20 protein-coding genes are annotated in these 22,896 nt (G+C 71.7%); 10 read left to right on the forward strand and 10 right to left on the reverse strand.

The window, feature by feature from the left end; genetic code table 11:
* The 4 genes from ACQEVI_RS16870 to ACQEVI_RS16885 all read right to left on the reverse strand — a co-directional run bounded on the left by ACQEVI_RS16870 (position 1) and on the right by ACQEVI_RS16885 (position 4,716).
* Positions 1-1,287, reverse strand: coding sequence for a family 16 glycosylhydrolase (locus tag ACQEVI_RS16870; RefSeq protein ID WP_432900835.1), 1,287 nt, complete (start codon positions 1,285-1,287; stop codon positions 1-3).
* A 282-nt stretch (positions 1,288-1,569) separates the two neighbouring features.
* On the reverse strand, positions 1,570-1,989 hold the full coding sequence (locus ACQEVI_RS16875) for an Hsp20/alpha crystallin family protein (protein ID WP_432900837.1): 420 nt from the start codon (positions 1,987-1,989) through the stop codon (positions 1,570-1,572).
* A gap of 286 nt (positions 1,990-2,275) precedes the next feature.
* Positions 2,276-3,277 carry a S66 family peptidase gene (locus ACQEVI_RS16880; RefSeq protein WP_432900839.1) on the reverse strand — a complete coding sequence of 334 codons (1,002 nt, stop codon included), beginning with the start codon at positions 3,275-3,277 and terminating at the stop codon, positions 2,276-2,278.
* Positions 3,278-3,447: 170 nt separating this feature from the next.
* Positions 3,448-4,716: an XdhC family protein gene (locus ACQEVI_RS16885; protein WP_432900841.1), complete on the reverse strand. Its 1,269-nt coding sequence runs from the start codon at positions 4,714-4,716 to the stop codon at positions 3,448-3,450.
* 153 nt (positions 4,717-4,869) lie between these two features.
* Between ACQEVI_RS16885 and ACQEVI_RS16890 the strand changes: the two genes are divergently transcribed.
* Positions 4,870-5,358, forward strand: coding sequence for a dsRBD fold-containing protein (locus tag ACQEVI_RS16890; protein ID WP_432900843.1), 489 nt, complete (start codon positions 4,870-4,872; stop codon positions 5,356-5,358).
* A 36-nt stretch (positions 5,359-5,394) separates the two neighbouring features.
* Here ACQEVI_RS16890 and ACQEVI_RS16895 read toward each other — a convergent pair whose 3' ends face one another.
* On the reverse strand, positions 5,395-6,033 hold the full coding sequence (locus ACQEVI_RS16895) for a hypothetical protein (protein ID WP_432900845.1): 639 nt from the start codon (positions 6,031-6,033) through the stop codon (positions 5,395-5,397).
* A gap of 81 nt (positions 6,034-6,114) precedes the next feature.
* Between ACQEVI_RS16895 and ACQEVI_RS16900 the strand changes: the two genes are divergently transcribed.
* Together ACQEVI_RS16900 and ACQEVI_RS16905 are read left to right on the forward strand one after the other, a co-directional pair.
* The gene (locus ACQEVI_RS16900) at positions 6,115-7,362 is read left to right on the forward strand and encodes a molybdopterin molybdotransferase MoeA (protein ID WP_432900847.1); all 1,248 of its coding nucleotides are present in this window, start codon (positions 6,115-6,117) and stop codon (positions 7,360-7,362) included.
* 37 nt (positions 7,363-7,399) lie between these two features.
* Positions 7,400-7,819 carry a molybdenum cofactor biosynthesis protein MoaE gene (locus ACQEVI_RS16905; protein ID WP_419704002.1) on the forward strand — a complete coding sequence of 140 codons (420 nt, stop codon included), beginning with the start codon at positions 7,400-7,402 and terminating at the stop codon, positions 7,817-7,819.
* On the opposite strand, the gene ACQEVI_RS16910 is transcribed toward ACQEVI_RS16905, so the two are convergent.
* From ACQEVI_RS16910 to moaA, 3 genes are all read right to left on the reverse strand, one after another.
* A complete protein-coding gene (locus tag ACQEVI_RS16910; RefSeq protein WP_432900848.1) occupies positions 7,785-9,116 on the reverse strand; it encodes a glycosyltransferase family 4 protein in 1,332 nt (443 codons plus the stop codon). The genes ACQEVI_RS16905 and ACQEVI_RS16910 overlap by 35 nt on opposite strands.
* 94 nt (positions 9,117-9,210) lie before the next feature.
* Positions 9,211-10,482 carry an ATP-binding protein gene (locus ACQEVI_RS16915; protein ID WP_432900850.1) on the reverse strand — a complete coding sequence of 424 codons (1,272 nt, stop codon included), beginning with the start codon at positions 10,480-10,482 and terminating at the stop codon, positions 9,211-9,213.
* Positions 10,483-10,586: 104 nt separating this feature from the next.
* Positions 10,587-11,717, reverse strand: a complete 1,131-nt coding sequence (gene moaA, locus ACQEVI_RS16920; RefSeq protein WP_432900852.1) for a GTP 3',8-cyclase MoaA — start codon at positions 11,715-11,717, stop codon at positions 10,587-10,589.
* A 122-nt stretch (positions 11,718-11,839) separates the two neighbouring features.
* Here moaA and ACQEVI_RS16925 point away from each other — a divergent pair, with 122 nt between their 5' ends.
* On the forward strand, positions 11,840-12,748 hold the full coding sequence (locus ACQEVI_RS16925) for a ketopantoate reductase family protein (RefSeq protein ID WP_432900854.1): 909 nt from the start codon (positions 11,840-11,842) through the stop codon (positions 12,746-12,748).
* 30 nt (positions 12,749-12,778) lie between these two features.
* On the opposite strand, the gene ACQEVI_RS16930 is transcribed toward ACQEVI_RS16925, so the two are convergent.
* A complete protein-coding gene (locus ACQEVI_RS16930) occupies positions 12,779-15,442 on the reverse strand; it encodes a hypothetical protein (protein ID WP_432900855.1) in 2,664 nt (887 codons plus the stop codon).
* Between the two features lie 237 nt (positions 15,443-15,679).
* Between ACQEVI_RS16930 and ACQEVI_RS16935 the strand changes: the two genes are divergently transcribed.
* On the forward strand, positions 15,680-16,717 hold the full coding sequence (locus tag ACQEVI_RS16935) for a LacI family DNA-binding transcriptional regulator (RefSeq protein ID WP_432900857.1): 1,038 nt from the start codon (positions 15,680-15,682) through the stop codon (positions 16,715-16,717).
* A gap of 86 nt (positions 16,718-16,803) precedes the next feature.
* On the forward strand, positions 16,804-18,933 hold the full coding sequence (locus ACQEVI_RS16940; RefSeq protein ID WP_432900859.1) for a glycoside hydrolase family 36 protein: 2,130 nt from the start codon (positions 16,804-16,806) through the stop codon (positions 18,931-18,933).
* A 110-nt stretch (positions 18,934-19,043) separates the two neighbouring features.
* On the opposite strand, the gene ACQEVI_RS16945 is transcribed toward ACQEVI_RS16940, so the two are convergent.
* The gene (locus ACQEVI_RS16945; protein ID WP_432900860.1) at positions 19,044-19,427 is read right to left on the reverse strand and encodes a universal stress protein; all 384 of its coding nucleotides are present in this window, start codon (positions 19,425-19,427) and stop codon (positions 19,044-19,046) included.
* Positions 19,428-19,645: 218 nt separating this feature from the next.
* On the opposite strand from ACQEVI_RS16945, the gene ACQEVI_RS16950 reads away from it, so the two are divergent.
* The 4 genes from ACQEVI_RS16950 (at position 19,646) to ACQEVI_RS16965 (ending at position 22,889) form a co-directional block, all read left to right on the forward strand.
* Positions 19,646-20,758, forward strand: a complete 1,113-nt coding sequence (locus ACQEVI_RS16950) for an SPFH domain-containing protein (RefSeq protein WP_432900862.1) — start codon at positions 19,646-19,648, stop codon at positions 20,756-20,758.
* A gap of 2 nt (positions 20,759-20,760) precedes the next feature.
* Positions 20,761-21,957: a hypothetical protein gene (locus ACQEVI_RS16955; RefSeq protein WP_432900864.1), complete on the forward strand. Its 1,197-nt coding sequence runs from the start codon at positions 20,761-20,763 to the stop codon at positions 21,955-21,957.
* Between the two features lie 77 nt (positions 21,958-22,034).
* The gene (locus ACQEVI_RS16960; RefSeq protein ID WP_432900865.1) at positions 22,035-22,478 is read left to right on the forward strand and encodes a zf-TFIIB domain-containing protein; all 444 of its coding nucleotides are present in this window, start codon (positions 22,035-22,037) and stop codon (positions 22,476-22,478) included.
* A 318-nt stretch (positions 22,479-22,796) separates the two neighbouring features.
* Positions 22,797-22,889 (forward strand): potassium-transporting ATPase subunit F, encoded by a 93-nt coding sequence (locus tag ACQEVI_RS16965; RefSeq protein WP_116673876.1) that lies wholly within the window; start codon positions 22,797-22,799, stop codon positions 22,887-22,889.
* The last annotated feature ends 7 nt before the right edge of the window (positions 22,890-22,896 follow it).

Below are 22,896 nucleotides of genomic sequence, written 5' to 3' on the forward strand. Positions count from 1 at the left end.
CTACGGAAGCGTCCAGCGCTGGACCGTGCTCCCGTCGCAGTTGGCTATCTCGGTGCGGGTGCCGTCGGTCTGCGCCCGGCCGACGGGCTGCAGGCAGCGGCCCGACTGCGGGTTGCGCAGCGCCAGCGTGCCGCTGGTCGAGGCCCACTGCTGGGCCCCGGTGCCGTTGCAGTCCCAGAGCTGGACGGCGGTGCCCGCCGCGGTGCCGCCGCCTGACACGTCGAGGCACTTGCCGAGCGCGCGGACGGTGCCGTCCGTGCCGACCGTCCACTGCTGGGCGGTGTTGCCGTTGCAGTTCGCGAGCTGGATGGGCGTGCCGTTCGCCGTGGCGGCCCCCGCGACGTCGAGGCAGATGCCGTTGCTCGCCCGGACCGTGCCGGTGCCGCCGCCTCCGCCGCCCTGGGAGTCGTAGACGCGGACGTAGTCGACGACCATCTGCTGCGGGAACTGCGTGCTCCCGTCGGGGTAGCCGGGCCAGTTGCCGCCGACCGCGACGTTCAGGATGAAGAAGGACGGCTGGTTGAAGACCCACGGGCTGCTGCCGGTGTTCGCCGGCGTGAACGTCTGGTACGCGTTGCCGTCCACGAGCCAGGTGATCGAGTTGGGGCTCCAGTCGATCGCGAAGGTGTGGAAGTCGTCGGCGAAGGACCAGTTCTGCGGGTGCTGGTACGAGCCGGTGATGGGGTTGCCGCCCGAGTAGCCCGGGCCGTGCAGCGTGCCGTGCACCCGGTTGGGCTCGCGGCCGATGTTCTCCATGATGTCGATCTCGCCGGAGTTCGGCCACGGCGTGCCCGGGAACTGGCCGCCGAGCATCCAGAACGCGGGCCAGATGCCCTGGCCGCGCGGGATCTTGATCCGCGCCTCCAGGCGGCCGTACTGCGGCTGCACCTTGCCCTTGGTCGTGAGCCGGGCGGAGGTGTAGCCGCCGCCCTCCTGGCGGGCGGTGATCACCAGGTTGCCGTTGCCGTCCAGGGCCGAGTTGTTCCGGGAGTTGGTGTAGTTCTGCAGCTCGTTGTTGCCCCAGCCGCCTGCGCCGGTCTCGAAGTTCCAGTTGGCGCCGTTGGGCGCGCTGCCCGCGGCACCGTTGAACTCGTCGGACCAGGTCAGGGCGGCGGCCTGCGCTGCGGCGTCCTGCGCGGCAGCGGTGCCCGACGCAGGTGCGGCCCGGCCGTCGGACACCTTGGGTGCCGCCGCCGCGGACGTGACGAGCGAGGCCGACAGGACAAGGGTCAGGGCTGCCACCGCCGTCAGGGCGGTGCGGGTGGTGCGGTGCCTCGTGCTACGCATCGAACGCTCCTTCGAGAACATGTCTCTCCCGCCGCACGGAACCGGGCGACGGGCACAGCATCGGCAGTCGCGCGTGCACTCCGGTGTGTCACGGGCGATGCGTGGGTGATGACGAAACAGTGCTCACGAAAAGTAGCGGCGCCTGGCGGCACCGCACAACGGGCAGAAAGGCACATACGGGTTTTCCCCACGCCCTCCCACGGCTGCCCGCACAGGGCCGGGAACGCGGGCGGCGCCCGGCCGCTGGTGCGGTCGGGCGCCGTCGTGAGGCCGCTGAGGTGATCAGGCGGCGGTCTTGACCTCGATGCGCTGCGGCGTCGTGCCGGCGAAGACGCCGGGGACGGTGACCGTCAGCACGCCCGCGTCGTAGGACGCGCTGACGGCGTCGCCGTCAACGGTCTTCGGCAGCGTGACCGTGCGGCGGAAGGAACCGAAGCGGACCTCCGAGATGCGGCGGCCCTCGGACTCCTCCGAGCGCTGGTCCTTGCGCTCGCCGCGGACGACGAGCTTGCGACCCTCGACCTCGACGGTGATGTCGGTGGCCGGGTCGACGCCCGGCAGGTCGAGGCGGGCGACGAGGTCTTCACCCTCGCGGTAGACGTCGGCCGCGGGCACGGGGCCCTGGTCGACGGCGGACTGCGGGCTCCACGGGTCGCGGAGCCACGTCTGGGTGAACGGCGAACGAGTCAGAACGGTGGTCATGGTGTTCTCCTCCGGATGGGATTGATATCAGGCTCAACCTGAGTCGACCCGACTCAATTTCCGGGTTCGCCGACGGCGGACGACGAGTTCCGCGCTGAGGCCGGAATGAACAGGATGCGGAGCGCAAAAGGGCGCCTAGCGCCACATCTCCGGCGCGTTGTTCTGACTTACGGGCGCTAACTCAGAATAACTATCGCGAAGTCTGACTTACGGTGCGCTCGGCGTCGCCCCCGCGGACGTCAGACACTCAAGTCGCTCTGGTGATCTCGGCGTCTGACACGCGGAGTCAGTGGCGCGTGATCGTCACGCTTGTTGCGTCCTCGGCGACGGCGAGCTCCGCCGTCCCGCCGACCGGGAACGTGAGCAGCGGGCTCGTGTGCCCGAAGTCCATGCCGGCCAGCACCGGCTTGCCGCGCAGGGCCGGCTGGCGGGCGACGATCTCGTCGAGCGCCTCGCGCGTCACGCCCGAGCTGGCCTGGAACCGGCCGACGACCAGCCCGGCCACGCCCTCGGCGTCGGGCAGCTGGAGCAGGGAGGTGAGGCAGCGCGCGACGTGGGCGGCGTCCGACTCGAAGTCGTCCTCGAGGAAGAGGAGCGCGCCGTCGAGCGACGGCATGTACGGCGTGCCCTGCAGCAGGTTGAGCGTGCCGAGGTTGCCACCGATGATCCGGCCCGAGGCCTGCCCGGGGCGCAGTGCCCACCAGCCCTCGTTCGCCACGAGGGTGCGGGCGTCCTGGTCGGCGAACCACATGTCGTCGGTCCAGGCCTTGGCGGGTTCGACGGCGATCGGGGCGTCGCTCATGACGGCGGCGCGGAACCAGTCCCCGGTGGGCTCGAAGTGGTCGCGCATGCCCCAGCTCGACCAGTGCGGCCCCGAGTACGTGACCAGGCCGGTGCGGGCGAGGATCGCGTTCTGCAGCGCGGTGATGTCCGAGTACCCGCAGAACACCTTCGGGTTGGCGGCGATCAGGTCGAAGTCGAGGTGGGGGAGCAGCTCGTTGCTGTTGAAGCCGCCGATCACGGTGAGGATCCCGGCGACGTCCGGGTCGGCGAACACGGCGTGCAGGTCCGCCACGCGGTGCTCGATGGTGCCGCTGCGGAACTGGTCGTCCTCGTCGACGTGCTCGCCGAACGTGAGGGTGAGGCCCATGGCGGCGAACCGCTCGTCGATCCACCGGGTGTTGTCGTGCTCCATGATCATCGCCCGCGACCTGGCGGGTGCGACGACCCGGAGGGTGTCGCCGGAACGGAGCTTGGGCGGGACGATGGTCTGAGTTGGTGCGGCCATGCTCGCAGCGTAGAGCCGGGCTTCGGTCGTCGGCCCCTGCATATCGGCAGGCGGGGGAAGCGACTCCAACACAGTGCACGCGATCGTCGGCGTGTCGCGTGCGTCGTGTAGGGGTCGTCTTGCGGTCCGTGCGGGCTGCCCCCGGTTCAGCGCAGGTCGGACCCTGGACCTCAGCCGTGGATCGGGCCGTCCGTCTCTCGCAGCGGCCGGGCCGAGGCGCCCGAGCGGGCGGCGATCATCTCGGCCGCTATCGACACGGCGGTCTCGTCCGGGGTGCGCGCGCCGAGGTCCAGGCCGATCGGGCTGCGCAGCCGCGCGAGGGCCTCGGGCGGGACGCCGTCCTCGATCAGCCGGGACTCCCGTTCCGCGTGCGCCCGGCGCGAGCCCATCGCGCCCACATACGTCCCGGCCGGCAGGTCAGTGAGGGCGGTGCGCAGCAGCGGCACGTCGAACTTCGGGTCGTGCGTCAGCACGCACACGGCGTCATGCTCGGTGACCCGTCCTGCCTCGATCTCGGCGGCGAGGTACCGGTGCGGCCAGTCGACGACGACGTCGTCGGCCTCCGGGAAGCGCGCCGACGTCGCGAAGATCGGGCGCGCGTCGCACACCGTCACCCGATAACCGAGCAGGCGTCCGGCGCGCGCCATCGCCGCGGCGAAGTCGATGGCGCCGAACACCAGCAGACGCGGGCGCGGGGCGAAGACCTGCAGGAACACGCGCGTCCCGGTCCCGGTGCGCTCGCCGCGTGGCCCGTACTCCCGCACGTCGGAGGCGCCGGCGGCGATCTGTCCGACGGCGTCGGAGGCGACCGCAGCCAGGAGCGGATCCACGGCTGGGCGGCCCGCCGCAGCCCAGGGATTGGGCCCGTAGAAGGGCGAAGTCCGGGCCGAATCACTGGGTGCGCGCATCGGAGCGGCTCCGTCCCCGACCTGACCGTCGGCCGTGATCGTGAGGCGCCGGCCCAGCGGGGCGGCGACGGCGTCCGGGTCAGCGCTGGTGCCCGCGCCCGCCTCCGCTGCGATGACCGTGGCGAGGCAGACGCCCGACGTGCGCGCGCCGCCGTCGGGCAGCGCCGGGCCGGTGCCCAGGACCTGCCGGGCGAAGGGCTCGAAGTCCGGCCAGGTCGTGCGCGAGAGCGGGGCGACGAACACCTCGATGGTTCCGCCGCAGGTCAGGCCCACCTCGAAGGCGGACTCGTCGGAGACGCCGTACCGCGCCAGGACGGGGCGGCTGGTCTCGGCGACCTCCAGGCACAGGTCGTACACCGCGCCCTCGACGCAGCCCCCGGACACCGAGCCGATCACCTCGCCGCCCGGCCCGACGGCCATCGCGGCACCAGGCTCACGCGGCGCCGACCGAAAGGTGCGCACCACCGTGGCGACCACGACGCGCTCGTCGGCGCGCCACCAGTCCAGCAGCTGCGGCAGCAGATCCCGCATTCGGCGCGCCTCCCGTCGTTCGAGCACTTGCCCGAGCTTCAGAATCCCACGCACTCGTCAAACGCTGATGTCGTGCGAGTTACCGGTGCGTCCGACACGGCCGGCGAAAGGGGGAGATGATGGAACCGATCGCAGCGACGCGAGGAGGACCCCATGAAGGCAGCGGTTGGCGACCGGATAGTCACGGCCTCGGGAGTGGTCGGCGGTGTGGTGCGCGACGGCGTGGTGACCGGGTGTCCCCACGACGACGGTTCGCCGCCCTACCGGGTCAGGTGGTCCGACACCGGCGAGGAGACGCTCGTCTACCCCGGCTCCGACACGATCGTCGACGCCCAGGTCGAGGCCGTCTCGGACGAGTGGAGTGAGCCGCGGCAGGCCAGGGCGGTCACCTGGGACGTGCGGATCACCGTGGTCGAGTCGGGCGGCAGCACGACGGCGGAGGCGACGGTGACGAACGGTCCGCCGGACGCGCTGCGCGCCGTCGGGCACGCGAGGAAGTCGCCGGAGGACCCGGAGGTGCCGCTGATCGGCGACGAGATCGCCGCCGCCCGCGCGCTGCGGCGGCTGGCCGACCGCCTGCTCGCCGTGGCCGAGCAGGACGTCTCGGCGGCGGTCGGGCACCGGGCGCACGTGCACCGCTAGACGGGGCGCGCCGCGAGCCGGGCCAGGATGCCCGGGCTACGCCAGGATGCCCGAGGCGTCGAGCGCGCCCCGCACCTCGGTGTCGAGCCAGGGCACTATGCCCTCCCAGGTGGTGCGCCACGAGACGCCGCTGAGCTGGGTGCCGTCGGGGAACGTCTCGATGTAGTCGGCCTGGAGCACGCCGAAGCTGTCGCACCAGAACGAGTTGGCCGGGCTGCCGTCGAGCAGCTGGTCGATGCGCATCGCCGACGTCGAGATGCCGTCGGGCAGCAGGAGCGGTTGTGTGTCGGTGCGGATCAGCAGGGCCTGCCGGGTGCGCGTCGGGTCGGCGTCGTCGAGCTGGATGTACTCGGCCCAGGAGCCGACCGTGGCGAGCTCCAGCACCAGCAGGTACCGCGCGAACGAGGGCACGCCGTCGCGCGCACCGGGCGGGAGGTCCGCGCGGTCGAACGTGACGTCCACGCCGCCGGGCTCGCGCTGCGTGGAGTAGCGCACCCAGTTGCGGATGTTGCCGTCGTACTCCACCCGCTGCCGGGCCCGCAGCACCACGTCGGGCGTAGGGCGCATGGCCAGTACCGAGTCGAGGATCCGCAGGCCGTCCGGGGACTGGGAGTCCCGGCGCACGAGAGCGCCGTCGGGCGTCGTCCCGTTGTTGCTCAGCGCGTGGATGTGCATGGTCGATTCTGGCGCCGGTAGCGTCCGGGCGCCAGAGCAACCGGTGTGCTTCGCCCGGGGTGTCCCGGGTAGGTTGCGAGCATGAGCGAGCGCGTTGACGTGGAACAGCATCGGGCCGACGTCGCGGAGCTCCTCGCGGAGCTCGCCGACCGGCCCACCGAGGAGGTGTCCGTCCACCGGGGGGTGCTCGGGCGCGTGCTGGCGAGCGACGTCGTCGCCCCCGGGCCGCTGCCGCGCTTCCGCAACTCGCAGATGGACGGCTTCGCGGTCCGCGCGGCCGACGTCGCCCCGGCTGGGCCCGGGGCGCCCGTCACCCTGCCCGTCGTGGGCGACGTCGCCGCGGCGCCGGGCGAGCCTGCGCCGCTGGAGCCCGGCACCGCGGTCCGGATCATGACCGGCGCGCCCGTACCCGAGGGCGCCGACGCGGTGGTCCCCGTCGAGGACACGGACCACGTGACGTTCAACGGCGCCCACGACAACGCCGCCCACCACGACTCCGCGATGAACGTCGATATCGCCCGCGGGCGGGAACCTGGCGAGTTCGTCCGGGAGCCCGGGTCCGACGTCGCGCAGGGCACCGTGGTGCTGCGCGCCGGGACGGTGCTGGCGCCGCATCACGTGGCGGCCGCCGCGGCCTGCGGTATCGCGCGGCTGACGGTCCGCGTGCCGGTCTCGGTGGCCGTCGTGTCCACGGGGAGCGAGCTCGTCGCACCCGACGCCGAGCCAGGCCCCGGCCAGATCTGGGACGCCAACGGCCCGGCGCTCGCGGCCGCCGTCGTCGCGGCGGGCGGGCAGGTGGGCCTGCGCCTGACGGTCCCCGACGACCCCGAGGTCGTGCGCACGGGCCTGGAGCGCGCTGCGGCGATGTGTGACCTCGTGCTCACGACCGGCGGCGTCAGCCAGGGTGCGTACGAGGTGGTCAAGGACGCGCTGCCGGAGGTCACGTTCCGCTCGGTGGCCCTGCAGCCCGGCGGGCCGCAGGGCCTCGGGCGGTTCGCCGGCACGCCGGTGCTCGCCTTCCCTGGTAACCCGGTCAGCGCCCAGGTCTCGTTCGTCGTGTTCCTCCGCGACCTCCTGCGGCAGGCCGGTGGCCTCCCGCCCGTGCGACAGGTCCCCGCGGTGCTCGACGCCGCGATCGTCTCACCGGCCGGGAGGCGTCAGCTCCTGCGGGGTCGCTGGGTCGACGACGCCGTCGCGCGGGTCGCCGTCGTCGGCGGGCCGGGGTCGCACCTCGTGGCGTCGATGGCGGCCGCGGACGTGCTGATCGACGTCCCCGCCGCCGCGACTAGGCTCGACGAGGGCGCCGAGGTGACCACATGGCCGCTGTGATGCCGGGCCCGCGCTCGGCACGGACGAGGGAGTACTGATGGACCAGGTGGTGCGGGTGACGCAGGACGTGCTCGACGACGCCGTCGGGCGGGCCGTCGAGGCAGCGGTGGCGGCCCCCGAGTGCGGCGCCGTGGTGACGTTCCGCGGTGTGGTCCGCGACGACGACGGCGGCCGGGACGTCACGAGCCTCGACTACGAGGCGCACCCCGACGCGACCGCCGTCCTGCAAAAAGTGTGCCAGGCGGTGGCCGCCGAGACGGGGCTGCGGGTCGCGGCGACCCACCGGTTCGGGCACCTCGTGGTGGGGGACGTCGCGCTCGTGGCCTCGGCGTCGGCCGGGCACCGCAAGGAGGCGTTCGAGGCGTGCTCCCTGCTGGTGGAGCGCATCAAGGCCGAGGTGCCGATCTGGAAGAAGCAGCAGTTCACCGACGGCGAGTCCGAATGGGTCGGTCTGTAGCGATCCGGCGCATCCGCGTGGCCGCCCGGCGGACCGTGTCGCTGCCGGGCATCCGGTCCGGCAGCAGCTCGGGGAGCCGGGCCGGGTGCATGCGCTGGGTCAGGTTCCGCGCCGACCGGAGGGTCAGGCTCGGCATCGACAGGCCGGTCACGGTGAAGCTGGTCAGGTTCGGCACGCTCAGGTTGATGGCGGGCAGCCGGTGCATGCCGCGCCGCCAGATGCGCTCCCGCACCGGCGGGGGCGGTACGTCGAGCTGGGCGTAGAACGCCTCGGCGCACGCCCGCCACGAGAAGAGCTCGGCGTACCGGCGCGTCTCCTCGCGTGAGCAGTCCAGCGCGGCGAGGCAGGCGGCCCGCAGGTCGTCGTCGACGGCCCCAGCGCCGGACCCCGGGATGAGGTCGCGCGGACCGGGTGCGTCGAAGCCGGCCACGGGGGTGCCTGACGCCATCGCCTCCAGGATGACCAGGCCGAACGTGTCGGTGCGGCTCGGGAAGACCAGGACGTCGGCGTCGGCGAAGTGCTGTGCCAGGTCCTCGCCCGAACGGCGTCCCCGGAAGTGCGCGTCGGGGTGGTCCGCCTCGAGGTCGGTCCTGGCCGGTCCGTCGCCGACCACCACCTTCGAGCCCGGCAGCTCGAGGTCGAGGAACGCCTGGACGTTCTTCTCCACGGCCAGCCGCCCCACGTACAGGAAGACGGGTCCGGGCAGGTCGCCGTAGACCCCGCGGCCCCGTCCGGGGTCCGCCGTCGCCGCCCGTCGACGGGGGTGGAACTGCTCGGTGTCCACGCCGAGGCTCCACGGCGTCACGTTGCTGATGCGCCACCGGGTCAGCTGCGCGCGCATGGTCGGCGTCGTGACCAGGACGGCGCCGGACTTGCCGTGGAACTTGCGCATGTACCGGTACCCGGCCCAGAGCGGGATCCACGACCAGCGGGCGGTCAGGTACTCGGGGAACTGAGTGTGATAGCTGGACGTGAAGGGGAAGCCGAAGTGGTCGCAGACGGCGCGCGCGTACCAGCCGAGCGGACCTTCGGTGGCGATGTGCACCGCGTCGGGCGCGAACTCCAGGAACCGCCGCTCCACGTCGTCGCGGGCCATGATCGGCACACGGATCTCGGAGTAGCTGATCAGGGGGATGGTCCGGTACCCGTCCCACGGTGTCACCACCTCGACGGCACAGCCCATGCGGCGAAGCTCGGTGACCGTGCGGGAGAGCGCCGTGGCGACGCCGTTCACCTGCGGCTCCCAGGCGTCGGTCACGATCATGATGCGGTGCGGCCGTTCGGTCGCTGTACTCACGCCGAAATTCAACCACGCCCACACATCGCCCCTGACCACAAAGGACGGGTCAGCCGCCTATCGTGCCCATGCTGCGTTCGGTGGGTGTAGGGGGTCAGGGTCCGAGCAGTGCCAGGGGCACGACGGCGACCCCGTCCGGCCGGCGGTAGGCGAACTCGCCGGTCGTGATGACTACTCGGTCTGCCAGACGATCACCGATCTGATCATGGAGCCAATTGAGGTGCCGTACGTCCTTGTCGGTGATCGTGGCTGCCAACTTGACCTCGATCGCGACGACTTGTCGGTCTTCCCCTTCGACGATCAGATCCACCTCGTGATCAGTGTTCTTCGTGCGGAGGTGTCCAACTTCGGCATCGATTGCTCCTGCGTAGACCCGCACGCTCTGTGCCGTGAGCGACTCGAAGAGTGCTCCGAGCCAGGTGCCCGTCTGCGCCGAGACCCGTGTTCCCTCGCCACGTAGCAGGCCAGGTTTGCCGACTCCGACCAGGCGAGCGGCGAGCGCGGGATCGACGAGGTGGTGCTTGGGGGCGTGGGTAAGACGCTTGAGAGTGTTGAACGTGGGTATCCAGGCCGGAATCGGGTCGAGAACGAAGATTCGTTGGAGATGCTCGCGGTAGGAGTCGGCAGTGGGGCGTGTTGGTTTGTCGTTCTCTCCTGCCGTCGCGGCGTCCAGGATCGTGGAGTACGACGCATCGGTGGCCGTGGCAGCACCGTAGGCGGTGAGCCAAGACTTGAGAGCGTTCGGTCGCCGGACGATGACACCGTTCTCGGGGAGCTCTCGTTCTGCAATCCGTGTCACGTAGCTGTCCAACTGGACCCTGCGGGCGCGCTCCGGAAGCTCTCGAATACCAGGGAACCCTGACCTAAGGATCTCGTCGGTATACGTCGGTAGGTCGGTGGCTGTGCGGCCGGCGATCTCCGACTGTCCGCCCTGGAGCAAGGTCCTAAGGGAGACGGTCGGCTCGCCCAAAGCTCGTTCAGAGAACGCAAGAGGCCGCATCGGGAAGCTGACGATGCGCCCAGCTCCGGAGTGGATTCTCACCCCGGGTGGAATACCGGCTGATCCGGCAAGCAGGAACTGTCCGCCCGCACTGTTGTCGTCGACGGCTCGGCGCACTCGGTCCCAGACGGATGGTTCGAGTTGCCACTCGTCGATGAGCACGGGAGGCGGTGCCTGGACCACGTAGTCGGGGTTGCCTGTGAGCACCTCCCGCTGGCGAGGTTCGCTGAGCGTCAGGGTCGTCGTCGCTCTCTGGCTGGCCGTAGCTGTTTTTCCCACGCCCTTGGCTCCCTCCAGGGCGATTGCGGCCAAGTCGGGGAACAGTTCGTCGAGGACGTCGTCGACGATCCGGCGCTGGTATGCCATGCCTCGAATCTAGCAGTTGGACGACGTCCTATTTGTAAACTCGACGAAGTTCTACTTTGCAAATGGACGAAACGCCAATATGCATCTCGACGCCCTCGGCCGACTTAGCCGCCGATGGCGCCCATGCTGCGCTCGGTCTGGGCGAAGGCGTCCGACGCCAGCTCGACGGCGTCGCTGCCGTGCGCGCGGGGCTTGGCCCACATCGCCGCGCGCCAGGCGTCGCCCACCTCGTCGTCCGTGGCGCCGTTGCGCAGCAGGGCCTTGAGGTCCGTCTCCTCGTTGCCGAACAGGCACGAGCGGACGGTGCCCTCGGCGGTCAGCCGGGTGCGGTCGCAGGCCCCGCAGAAGGACCGGGTCACCGACGCGATGATCCCGACGGTCGCCGGACCGTCGTCGACCAGCCACTCCTCGGCGGGGGCCGAGGGGTCCTCCCGGCCGGCGGGCGTCAGCCGGAACCGCGACCCGAGCACGCCGAGCAGGTCGGCGGCGCTCACGACGTCGTCGCGCGTCCACTGCCCGTCCGCGTCGAGCGGCATCTCCTCGATGAAGCGCAGGTTGCAGCCGTGCTCGACGGCCCACGCGAGCAGGTCCGCGGCGCCCGTCAGGGTCTCGGGCAGGAGCACCGCGTTGATCTTGACCGGCGCCAGCCCGGCGGCCAGCGCCGCGCGGATTCCCTTGAGCACGTCGTCGAGGCGGTCGCGGCGGGTCAGGGTCGCGAACGCCTCCCGGTCAACCGTGTCGAGGGAGACGTTGACCCGGTCGAGCCCGGCCGCGACCAGCGCGTTCACGCGCTTGTCCAGCCCGAGCGCGTTGGACGTCATGGCGATGCGGACACGCTCCGGGGTGCCGCCGCGGGTGCTCCGGACGGCCGTCATCCCGTCGTCCGCCGCCGTCCGGGCCGCGCCGATGATGTCCTCCAGGTCGCGCCGCATGAGCGGCTCGCCGCCGGTGAACCGGATGTCGCGGATACCGAGGTCACGCACGCCGATGCCGACCAGCCGGCCGATCTCCTCGGGCGTCGTCAACTCGTCCTGCGGCACCAGCGGCAGGCCCTCGGCCGGCATGCAGTACGTGCAGCGCAGCGAGCACGCGGTGGTGATCGAGACCCTCAGGTCGCGCGCCACGCGGCCGTACCGGTCCACGAGCAGCGGAGTCTCGGGGCGCGGGCGGCCGGTGGGTGTCGCGGCGCGTCGGGGCACGCCACGCACCGACGGGATCCCGAGAGTGACTGCCATGTCCCGAGAGTAGACCAGCGGCATACGCGTTCGGTGGCGCCGGAGCGCAGGTTAGGGGTTCGTAAGGTCGTCGCGCCGATCCCCTGTTAGCGCGCGGTCGGCACCTGCCTACGATGTCGCCCATGACTGAGAACGTGATCGCCGTCGTGGGACCCGGTGCGATCGGTGGCCTGGTGGCCGCCATGCTGCAGCGGGCGGGGCACGACGTCGTCGTGGTGGCCCGGGAGCGGACCGCCCAGCAGGTCTCGGAGCACGGCCTCGACGTACGGACCGACGAGTTCGGCACCTGGCACGCCCCGCTCACGGCCGCGGCGGTGGTTCCGCACGGCGCACGCGTGATCGTGGCGGTCAAGGCGGAGGGCGTCGCCGACGCCGCCACGCTGCTCGCCGGCACCGCGCCGACCGAGGTGGTCTCGCTGCTCAACGGCCTGGACCACCTGGACGTGCTGCGCGCGGCGCTGCCCGGGGCGCGGGTCGTGGGCGCCACCATCGCGGGCGAGACGCTGCGGACGGGCGCGGGCGGCTTCGGTCCGGCTCTCGTCCGGCACCGTGGCACCCTGCTGCGCGCGGTCGTGCCCGACGACGCCGCCGAGCTCGGCGTCGTGACCGCCCTGCGGGACACGCCCATCGAGGTGCTCACCGGCGGCACCGAGACCGAGGTGCTGTGGAAGAAGCTCCGGTTCCTCGCGCCGCTCGCCCTGCTCACCTCGGCCTGGGCGACCGGTATCGGGGACGCGCTGAGCCGTGACCCGGAGCTGACGTCCGGCCTGCTGGCCGAGATCGCCGCGACCGCCACCGCCGAGGGCGTGCCGACCACGGGCGAGGACCTGCACGGGATCCTGAGCGGGTTCCCGGCCCCCATGCGGTCGTCGCTGCAGGCCGACATCGAGGCCGGCCACGAGGGTGAGCTCGATGCCATCGGCGGCGCGGTCCGGCGCCGGGCGGCGTCCCACGACATCCCCACCCCGATCCTGGATGACGTCATCGGCCGGATCGAGACCCGGGCTGCAGCTGGCGCTCATCCAGCCTGAGCCGCGGACGGCCCGCGGGCTTCTGACAGGTCAGCGCACCCGGATCGTCGTCGGCGTCCCGACGACCAGCGGGGCCACGGTCACCCTGTCGATGTCCGGAGCCCAGGACGTCGGGTTTCCGATGCGGAGCTCGTCGGTACCCGTGGTCAGCGTGACCGGGATGGTCCGTTCCCAGAAGCTGTGCCACGAGTAGGTGTACCGGAAGTACGCGGAGCCGACGGGTGCCGCGGCGTCGCCCTCGGTGACCACGACCTGCCGGTCGACCACCTGCGGGTTGTAGTAGTGCTCCCCGGAGAGCTCGGCGTTCGCGTAGTGGACCACCACGTCGTACTCGCCGGGAGCGTCGAACCCGGCGCCGCGCGGGACGGCGATGTGGTTGCCGGCACCTTGACCCACCCACCCCACGTACTTGCCCCCGGAGGCGTTCGAGCCCGACGACGGGTCGAGGCTCACCACTGCCGCGTCGCCGCGCAGGGTCAGCTCCTCGGCCTCGAACGTCGACGCCGCGGCGTCGCCCTCGGCGGCCCGGGTGACGGTCACCGACTTCACGCGGGCGCCACGGCCCGACCGCAGCTCGAGCTCGTTGATCCCCTCGCTGAGGTGGGCGCGGACGGTGGTGCGGCGGTGGCCGCCGTCCGGGACCCGCACGTCCGCGAGGACCCGGCCCCCGAGCGCCAGCCGCAGGTCCGACGCCCCGGCGGTGTGGTACTCGACGGCGACGTCGTAGTAGCCGGTCTCCATGGCGGTGACGTACGCGTCGGCCCGCTGGCCCTCGCCCGCGAGGGCGCCGAAGCCCCGCGTGCCGGACTGCCAGCTCAGGCCCGCGCCGCCGTAGTAGCGCAGGGTGCTGGCGGGGTACGTGGTCGGCTCACCGTCGGTGATGTCGGTCAGCAGGAACTTGTCGAGCGTGATGTCGGAGCCCGGCAGGACCTCGTTGCCGTCCCGGCTCGCCCGGACGGACAGGACGTGGCTGCCCTCGGTGAGCTCCACCGCGACCTCCGTGCTGCCGCGGTACTGCCACCGGGCGGTGTCGGTCAGGGCCAGGTTGGCCGCGTACTGGATGTCGTCGCGGTGCGCGCCGTCGACGAACAGCGCGTGCCGGCCGGGTTCGCCCGGCGTGGCACCGATGACCTGGAACCGGTACGTACCGGTGCGCGGCACCGTGACCGTCCAGTCGGCAGCCGACGTCGGCTGGTTGAACGACCCTACGTCCTGCCCGCCCGAGGCGAGGAACGTCCAGCCCTTGGACCCCTGCGGGTCCTGGACGCGGGTCTGGGCCGCCGTGAGCTCCGTGTCCTCGGCCTCGATGCTGGTCGTCCAGACCGGGTCCACCGTGACCGTCCGGTCCTGCGCCGGGGTTATCACCACCTGGTAGGCGGCGTACCGGTCGTAGGTCGGCACGGTGAGCTCCAGGGTGCCGTTGTCCGCGACCGGTGCCCCGTCGACCGCGTGGACGACGCGGGGCGTGCCCGCCAGGCCCTCCGCGCCGCTCAGCGTGACCTCGCGGACCTCGACGTCGACAGCCTCGCCGAAGACGGCGGGGGACAAGCCGCGCAGATCGAGGCGGACGTCGGAGTCGGTGCCGCCGTACAGGACCGTCGCCCGGCGGTTGGCAGCGTCGATCGCGCCGATGCCCTGCAGGGTGTCGGTCACGTTCAGCTCGGGCGGCGTCACCCGGACGGTCTGCGAGCCGGCCAGGTCGCCGTACCACTTGAACATCCACCAGCCGCCGTTGGCGCCGTTGGGCCGGGCGCTGTTGTCGGAGAAGTTGCCCGCGTAGTTCCAGTAGGCGGTCTGCGCGTCGACCTTGGCGTCCTCGAACATGGAGAACCACTGGATGAGCTGGCCGGGCACGCCCATGTCGCGCGGCACGCCGTACTCGGTGATGTTGACGGGGATCGGCGTGACGTCCAGCTCGCGTTCGAGCGCGCGATACTCCGCGAAGTTCGACCGGAACGTCGCGAGGTTCTCGATGCCGAGCTCGTGCCAGATGAAGACGTCGGGCAGCACGTCGTGCTGCTTCGCGAAGGTGAGGAAGTCCCGCGACCGCTCGGGCTGCCAGCCTGCGTCACCAGGGCCGCCGATCCGGGCGGGCGCCAGCCCGTGGCGGGCGTAGACCTCCTGGATCTTGTCGTGGACCGCCTTCCAGTCGGCGAGGAAGGTGTCCCGCATCGTCGGCCAGTCCTCGTACCAGATGCCGTCCGGCTCGTTGATGGGGATGAACAGGTACTTCTCGGGGTGGTCGGACTGCGTGGCGATCACCTCCACCATGAGCTCGACGACCTCGAGGTAGTCCCACACACCGTTGGGCTCCTCGACGTACTCCCCGGTCGCCTGGTCGTACGTGCGCTCGTCGCCCACGCGCACGCCACCGTGATACGTCCAGTCGGGGTAGTGGTCCTGGATGTAGACCGCGAGCTCCTCGCCGTGCTTGGCGAAGAAGCCCTCCTCGACCTTGAGGACGTCCCCGCTCGGGTGCTGCGTCCCGAACGGCGGCTTCTGCGACGAGTTGGTGATGTGCGCACCGTTGATGAGCGCCCGCGTGGGTGCGCCTTCGTCGCCGAACCCGTAGAGCGTGCCGGTGGCGCCGCCCCGGAAGGCTCCGGTCGGCGCCCCGAGGTCCACCGTGAGGTTCTCGGGTTCGGTGGCCGCCGGCTGCGCGACCGTAGGTGTTGCCGCTGTCAGAGGTGTCACTGCGATACCGCTCCATCCTCGTTGCTGTCGGGAGCCTGCCAGGATCGCTGACGGGTACGGCCGCCGCGATCGGTTCTGATCTGCGTTATCAGGAATTCTCACCTATGTTCCACACCTTCGTGGATCGGGACCGAGATCGTCTCAGCGACGCGGTGCCCGGACCATGAAAGCGTTAATCATCCGAGTTTGGCAAGAGTGCCCTCCGACGGCTGCCGGGTTTGGCCGTAGCCTGGCCCCGTGGAACCTGACCGCCCGATGAAGCCGCCTGTCATCGCCGACGTCGCGCGCGTCGCCGGCGTCTCCGTCCCCACCGTCTCCCGCGTGCTCAGCGGCTCGGTGCCGGTAGGCCCCGAACGCCGCGCACGCGTGCTGGCGGCGATCAAGGAGCTGGGCTTCCGGCCCAACGGGGCCGCCCGGGCGCTCGCGACCGGCGGGCAGCCCATGATCGCCGTGTTCGCCGGCAACACGACGCGGTACGGCTACGCCGCCACGCTCCAGGGCATCGAGGAAGCCGCACGTCAGGCCGGCTACATGGTCGTCATCTCCGTGGTCGAGACCGACGACAGGCGCACGGTCGACGCCGCGATCGACCACGCCCTCGGCCAGCCGATGGCCGGCGCCATCGTGCTCGAGTACGACCCCCCGGGCGTCGCGGCGCTCGCCGCGATCCCGCCGTGGCTGCCCGTGGTCGCCGCGGCGTCGGGCCGGCCGGCGGACGAGCAGGTGGCGCACGCGTTCATGGACGACCGGTTCGCCGCCGCGCGCGCGACCAAGCACCTGCTCGAGATCGGGCACCGCACCGTGCACCACGTGGCCATCCCGTCGCCCGGTCGGCCGAGCGCTCGGCTGCTGGGCTGGCGCGACGCGCTCACCGAGGCGGGTGCCCCGGTCCCGCCCGTGCTGTACGCCGACTGGTCGCCGGACTCCGGCTACGACGCGGGTACCCGGCTCGCCCACCAGGGCGAGGTGACGGCGGTGCTCTGCGGCAACGACGAGCTCGCGATGGGCCTGACCAAGGGCCTGGCCGACGCCGGCCGGAGCGTGCCCGGGGAAGTGAGCGTCATCGGGTTCGACGACCACCCGCTCAGCCACCTGTGGACGCCGCCGCTGACCACGGTGCGTCAGGACTTCGTCCGGCTGGGGCAGAAGCTGTTCCAGCTGCTCAATGCTCAGATCGACAGCGGGACCGTCCCGGCGTCCGTGCGTTTTGTCCCCGATCTGATCCTGCGCTCCTCGGCCGCGCCGCGTGCCGCACGCGCCCTCGACGACGGCTGAAAGCGGTTGCGGCGCGCTAGCGCCATGGAAACAGTCCTGCCGGACGGAGTCTTGCGCTCGGTTCTGATATGCGCTTTCATGACGTCGTGCAAGGAAGCCAGCCGACGACGGCGAACGATCACCCAGCAGCGACGCGGGTAGCTCTCTGGTCCCGGGACGGGGCCGAGCTCGCGCTCGTCCTGCCCACCGACGCCCCGGCGGCGCTGTCGACGGCGCTGTCGACGGCCGCCGACGCCGAGACCCCGACCCAGCCCCTGGTCGAGATCCTCGCGGTCGGGCACGGCCGGGCCAGCGGCAACACCCGCAACACCGCAACGGCGATCGGAGCCCGGCTGCGCGTGCTGGGCCACGACGTGACGGAGGCCGACGGCTGGCGGACGGTCCGGGTCTTCCAGGGCGACGCCGCCACCACGCTGCACGTCACCTCCCACCTCCGGGTGCGCGCGGACGGCGCCTCGCTGCAGTCGTGGACGACGGTCCGGAACGACGGCTCGGCGCCCCTGGTGCTCCAGGCCGTGTCGTCACTGGTGATCGGGCGCCCGGTCGGGACGGCACCCGTCGCGGAGACCCTGTCGCTGGAGGGCCACGGCGAGTGGGTGGGCGAGAACCGCTGGGCCTGGACGAGGCTCTCGGACCAGGCTGGACTCGTCGGGCTCGACCTGCCCGCGCACCAGCACCAGGATGCCCGCGGCTCCCGCAGCCTGGTCAGCACGGGCACGTGGTCGTCCGGCCGGTACAACCCGGCAGGCGTCGTCCTGGCCGACGGCGGGCCCGCGCTCGCCTGGCAGGTCGAGCACAACGGCGCGTGGCGCGCGGAGCTCGGCGTCCGCCTGGACGCCCGGGACTCCGATGTGCTCGTGCTGGGCCTGTTCGGCCCCACCGACGACGACCACGCCTGGACCCGCGTGCTCGGCGCGGGCGAGTCGTTCGACACCGTGCCGGTATCCGTCGCGGCGTCGGCGGGCTGGCAGGGGTCGCTGGCCGAGCTGACGCGGCACCGCCGCGCGCTGCGCCGCGACCCGCGCCGTCCCGTCATCGTCTTCAACGACTACATGAACACGCTCATGGGCGACCCGACGACCGCCAAGCTGCTGCCGCTCATCGACGCGGCGGGCCGGTCCGGGGCCGAGTACTTCTGCATAGACGCCGGCTGGTACGACGACGGCGGTGACTGGTGGGACTCCGTGGGCCTCTGGGAGCCCTCGGTCACGCGGTTCCCCGAAGGCGGCCTGCGCCGCGTCGTCGACGCGATCCGTGCCGCCGGGATGGTGCCGGGGCTCTGGCTTGAGCCCGAGGTCATGGGTGTGCGCAGCCCGCTCGCCGAGCGGCTGCCGGACGAGGCGTTCCTGCAGCGCCACGGCGTCCGGCTCACCGAGCACGACAGGCACCTGCTCGACCTGCGGCACCGCGACGTCGTCAAGCACCTGGACGAGGTGGTCGACCGTCTGGTCGAGTGCTTCGGTGTCGACTACCTCAAGCTCGACTACAACGTCACGCCGGGCGCGGGCACCGACCTGGACGCAGACAGCCCCGGTGACGGCCTGCTCCAGCAGAACCGTGCGCACCTCGACTGGATCGACGGCGTGCTCGCACGGCACCCCGACCTGGTGATCGAGAACTGTGCTTCCGGCGCCATGCGCTCGGACTACGCGCTGTTGTCCCGGCTCGACCTGCAGTCGACGTCGGACCAGCAGAACCCCCTGCTCTACCCGCCGATCGCCGCCGGCGCGCTGGTCGGAATGGTGCCGGAGCAGGCGGCGAACTGGGCCTACCCGCAGCCCGACATGACCGACGAGGAGATCGTCTTCACGCTCTCCACGGGCCTCGCGGGGCAGCTCTACCTCTCCGGCAGGCTGCACGACATGACGCCCGAGCAGGCGGCGCTCGTCGCCGACGGCGTGGACCTGGCGAAGCGGTGGACGTCCCACCGGGTCGACGCCGTCCCGTTCTGGCCGCTCGGGCTGCCGGACTGGACCGCCCCGCTCGTGGCCTCCGGCCTGCGCGGCATCGACGAGTCACTGGTCGTCGTCTGGTGGCGCGGGACCGAGGGCACGGAGCTCGAGCTCGACCTGCCCGCGGGAACCGTCGACGTCGCCTACGGGCCGCCCGCCGACGAGTGGCACGTCGTCCGTGACGGGGACGGTCCCGTCCGCGTCCAGATCCCCGCCGGCCCACAGGCCCGCGTCCTGAGAGTCCGGCACACAGGGCTCGTCTGACCACGACGGCCTGATGAGCCCGGTGTTGCTCCGTCGGTCGAGCTGTCGAGGCCCCTCACCAGGTCTCGACGAGCTCGACCAACGGTTGCGGGAGCTCTGCGGGCAGAGCGTCAGGCGTAGCCGGCCTTGACCACGAGGACCGGCGCCGGGGAGTCGAGCAGCACCCGCTGCGTCGTCGAACCGACGAGGAACTTCCCGACCGTCGAGTGCTTGCGCGAGCCGATCACCACGAGCTCGGCCGAGACCGCCTCGGCCTGGTCGACTATCGCGTCGGCGACGTCGGCCTGCTCGGCGCGGAACGCTATCGGCGCGACGGTGACGCTGCCGGGGACGGCGTCGAGCAGGTGGGCGAGCGCCGCGGGGACCTTGGCCCCCACCTGCGGAGTCAGCACGAGAACGGCCAGCTCCTGCTCACGTCGCGTCGCCTCGGTGACGGCGGCGCGCATCGCGGCCTCACCCTGGGGTGACTCGTTGTACGCCACGAGGACGGTCATCGGTCCTTGCACCTCCGGACAGGTTCGCCGGGTGTCACCCCTGCTGGTGAAACTCTCTCACATGTCCAGGTCACTGGCAGTCGTCCGCTGCCACGTGATACGACGCCGGGCAGGTCGCGACCTTCTTTCGTTCCCCCTGGTGCGCCGGACTTGTATCGTCCGAGGTGCTTGCAGCGTCCGGGCGAGCGTCCCGGGTAGGAGCGAAAGAGGAGCACGTCATGGGCCTGCTGGACAAGATCAAGGGCGAGCTGGTCGACATCGTCGAATGGCTCGACGACACCCGGGACACCATCGTGTGGCGGTTCCCCCGGTACGAGAACGAGATCAAGATGGGCGCGCGGCTCGTCGTCCGCGAGTCGCAGACCGCCGTCTTCGTCAACGAGGGCGTGATCGCCGACGTGTTCGCGCCCGGCACGTACACGCTCGAGACGCAGAACCTGCCGGTGCTCTCGACGCTGAAGGGCTGGAAGCACGGCTTCCACTCGCCGTTCAAGGCCGAGGTGTACTTCGTCAGCACCCGCCAGTTCACCGACATGAAGTGGGGCACCAAGAACCCCGTCATGATGCGGGACCCGGAGCTGGGCATGGTGCGCGTGCGGGCCTTCGGCGCGTTCTCGGTCCGTGTCGTCGACCCGTCGAGGCTGCTGCGCGAGCTGGTCGGCACCGACCCGCAGTTCCGCACCGACGAGGTGCACGAGTACCTGCGCCAGAACATGGTGAGCCACCTCGCGAGCGTGCTCGCCTCGTCCGGCATCCCCGTCATCGAGCTCGCCGCCCACCACGGCGACCTCGGCGACCAGCTCGCGGCCCGGCTCACCGACGAGCTCGCGGACCTCGGCATCGCCGTCCCCAAGTTCGTCATCGAGAACATCTCCCTGCCGCCCGAGGTCGAGGCGGCGCTCGACAAGCGCACCTCCATGGGCATCGTCTCGTCCGGGACGGTCGGCAGCATGGCCTCCTTCCAGCAGTTCCAGGCGGGTCAGGCGATGGAGGCCGCGGCAGAGGGCGGCGGCAGCGCCGGCGCGGTGATCGGCATGGGGCTCGGGCAGTCGGTGGGCAACGCGATAGTGCCGCCCACCCAGACCGCTCCGGCGCAGACCGCACCGGCGGCGTCGGGCCCGCCGCCCATGCCCGGCTGGTACCTCGGCAACGGTGGCGCGCAGACCGGCCCGTTCGACGACGCCGCGCTCGCCGCCCAGGCCGCCGCCGGGACGCTGACCGCCGGCACGCTGATCTGGCGTGCGGGCATGGCCGGCTGGGAGCCGGCGTCGTCGGTGCCGGACGTCGCGAAGCACCTCGGCGCCACCCCGCCGCCCCTCCCGCAGGCCTGACGATGGCGGAGCTGACCGAGGGCGGCGTCACCGCTCACCGCTCCTACCCGTGCGAGCAGTGCGGGGCCAGCGTCGAGTTCGCCGCCGGGACCGGCGCGCTGACCTGCCCGTACTGCGGGCACACGCAGCAGGTGACGCCGGCCGGCGGCGAGGTGCGCGAGCACGACTTCGCGGCCCTCGCCGCGATGCGGCGCACTGCCGCGCCGGCCACCCACGACTACCGGTGCGGCACGTGCGGGGCCATGACGACCAGCGACCACCTGTCGCAGAAGTGCGGGTTCTGCGGGTCGCCCATGGTCGCGGAGGTCGAGAGCCTCGGCCTGGTCGAGCCGGAGGCCGTGCTGCCGTTCGGCGTCGACCGGGCCTCGATGCAGAGCGCGCTGCAGAAGTGGGTGCGCTCGCGGTGGTTCGCGCCGTCGGCCCTCAAGAAGGTGGTGTCCGCGGAGCAGGCGCACGGCGTCTACCTGCCGCACTGGACGTTCGACACGCAGACGCGGTCGGACTACACCGGGCAGCGGGGCGAGCACTACTGGGTCACCGAGACGTACACGACCACCGACTCCGAGGGCCGCAGCCAGACCCAGACCCGGCAGGTGCAGAAGACGCGCTGGTACCCGGCGTCCGGCACGGTCGCGCGGGCGTTCGACGACGTGCTCGTCGCGGGGACGCGGCGGGTCATGCCCGAGCACCTGGAGAAGCTGAGCCCGTGGCCGCTGGAGCAGGCGGCGGCGTACCAGCCGGACTACCTCGCGGGCTACGAGACCCTCCGGTACGACGTCGAGCCCGAGGCCGGGCTGGAGGTGGCCAAGCACAAGATGGCGCCGGTCATCGAGAACGACTGCGAGCGGGACATCGGCGGCGACGTGCAGCAGGTGCACCACGTGGCGACCAGCTACTTCGACGTGACGTACAAGCTCCTGCTGCTGCCGGTGTGGATCGCCACGTACCTGTATGGCGGCAAGCCGTTCCAGGTGCTGGTCAACGCGCGCACCGCCGAGGTCGTGGGGCAGCGCCCGTGGTCGGCCTGGAAGATCGCGTTCGCGGTCCTCGCGGGGCTGGCGCTGATCGCCGGGATCGTGTGGGCGGTGGTGGCGGCCCAGGACGACGGCGCCGCGAGCGTCGTCTACTCGGGGCTCGCACTGTTGGGTGATCCGGTCTCTCGTGAGAGCGTGGGTTCTTCCGCGGATCCCGGCAGCTGACGGCCGACGTCACGGAACCGCGCGACCGGCTCGTCCGTTGGGTGACCGGCAGACGACGACCGCTAGGAGACCACACGATGCTGTGCCCCATCGACCAGACCACGCTCGTCATGTCCGAGCGCAAGGGGATCGAGATCGACTACTGCCCGACGTGCCGTGGCGTGTGGCTCGACCGTGGTGAGCTCGACAAGGTCATCGACCGCTCGGTCGAGACCGAGATCGCCGCGGAGAACCGGCCGACGGCGCCGTCGGCCCCCGTGGCGCCGCCGGCTCCGCCCATGCCGAACCCCGTGCAGGCGGGGCCGTACGGTTCGCCGCAGCCGGCCTACGACCCGCGCTACGACGACCGCCGGCGCGACGACCGCCGCTACGACAGCGACCGGGACCGTCGGTACGACGGCGACCGCCGGTACGACGGCGACCGGGATCGCGACCGCCGGTACGACGGCGACCACCGGAACGACCCGCGGTACAAGAAGAAGCGCAAGGAGTCCTTCCTGGAGGACCTCTTCGACTTCTGATGCCGTCCGGGAGTCGAACGACCCCAACACGGTGCACGCGACACGCCGAGAGTCACGTGCACGGTGTTGGGGTCGCTGGGTAGTCCAGCAGTTCTGTCTCGGCGGCCGGGCGCGGCGTCAGGAGGGTGTCAGGGTCGTCGGCGCACGTGTCAACGTTCCGTCAAGGGCGCGGTCCGCCGGGCGGCGTCGGGCATAGACCTGAGACATGACCGATCTGGCCTTCATCCTCCTGACCGTGGCGTTCTTCGCCGTGGTCGCAGTGGTGGCGCGTCGCGCCTCCTCGAACGAGTCGTCCGTGAGCCCTCAGGGGAGGCGGAGGTGAACCCGTTCGACGCCGTGGGCCTCGTGCTCACCCTCGCGGGCCTCGCGTACCTCTTCGTGGCGCTGATCCGCGCCGACCGGACGCGGTGATCGTCCG

The sequence above is a fragment of the Promicromonospora sp. CA-289599 genome (assembly GCF_050936155.1).
Lineage (GTDB): Bacteria > Actinomycetota > Actinomycetes > Actinomycetales > Cellulomonadaceae > Promicromonospora.

What these genes read in the sequence shown, in the direction of transcription:
- ACQEVI_RS16890 (WP_432900843.1), top strand. Translation starts at nt 4,870, where the DNA reads ATGAAGGCAGCGGTTGGCGACCGGATAGTCACGGCCTCGGGAGTGGTC.
- ACQEVI_RS16895 (WP_432900845.1), bottom strand. Translation starts at nt 6,033, where the DNA reads ATGCACATCCACGCGCTGAGCAACAACGGGACGACGCCCGACGGCGCT.
- ACQEVI_RS16915 (WP_432900850.1), bottom strand. Translation starts at nt 10,482, where the DNA reads ATGGCATACCAGCGCCGGATCGTCGACGACGTCCTCGACGAACTGTTC.
- ACQEVI_RS16950 (WP_432900862.1), top strand. Translation starts at nt 19,646, where the DNA reads ATGGGCCTGCTGGACAAGATCAAGGGCGAGCTGGTCGACATCGTCGAA.
- ACQEVI_RS16925 (WP_432900854.1), top strand. Translation starts at nt 11,840, where the DNA reads ATGACTGAGAACGTGATCGCCGTCGTGGGACCCGGTGCGATCGGTGGC.
- ACQEVI_RS16885 (WP_432900841.1), bottom strand. Translation starts at nt 4,716, where the DNA reads ATGCGGGATCTGCTGCCGCAGCTGCTGGACTGGTGGCGCGCCGACGAG.
- moaA (WP_432900852.1), bottom strand. Translation starts at nt 11,717, where the DNA reads ATGGCAGTCACTCTCGGGATCCCGTCGGTGCGTGGCGTGCCCCGACGC.
- ACQEVI_RS16905 (WP_419704002.1), top strand. Translation starts at nt 7,400, where the DNA reads ATGGACCAGGTGGTGCGGGTGACGCAGGACGTGCTCGACGACGCCGTC.
- ACQEVI_RS16955 (WP_432900864.1), top strand. Translation starts at nt 20,761, where the DNA reads ATGGCGGAGCTGACCGAGGGCGGCGTCACCGCTCACCGCTCCTACCCG.
- ACQEVI_RS16900 (WP_432900847.1), top strand. Translation starts at nt 6,115, where the DNA reads ATGAGCGAGCGCGTTGACGTGGAACAGCATCGGGCCGACGTCGCGGAG.
- ACQEVI_RS16875 (WP_432900837.1), bottom strand. Translation starts at nt 1,989, where the DNA reads ATGACCACCGTTCTGACTCGTTCGCCGTTCACCCAGACGTGGCTCCGC.
- ACQEVI_RS16880 (WP_432900839.1), bottom strand. Translation starts at nt 3,277, where the DNA reads ATGGCCGCACCAACTCAGACCATCGTCCCGCCCAAGCTCCGTTCCGGC.
- ACQEVI_RS16945 (WP_432900860.1), bottom strand. Translation starts at nt 19,427, where the DNA reads ATGACCGTCCTCGTGGCGTACAACGAGTCACCCCAGGGTGAGGCCGCG.
- ACQEVI_RS16960 (WP_432900865.1), top strand. Translation starts at nt 22,035, where the DNA reads ATGCTGTGCCCCATCGACCAGACCACGCTCGTCATGTCCGAGCGCAAG.
- ACQEVI_RS16870 (WP_432900835.1), bottom strand. Translation starts at nt 1,287, where the DNA reads ATGCGTAGCACGAGGCACCGCACCACCCGCACCGCCCTGACGGCGGTG.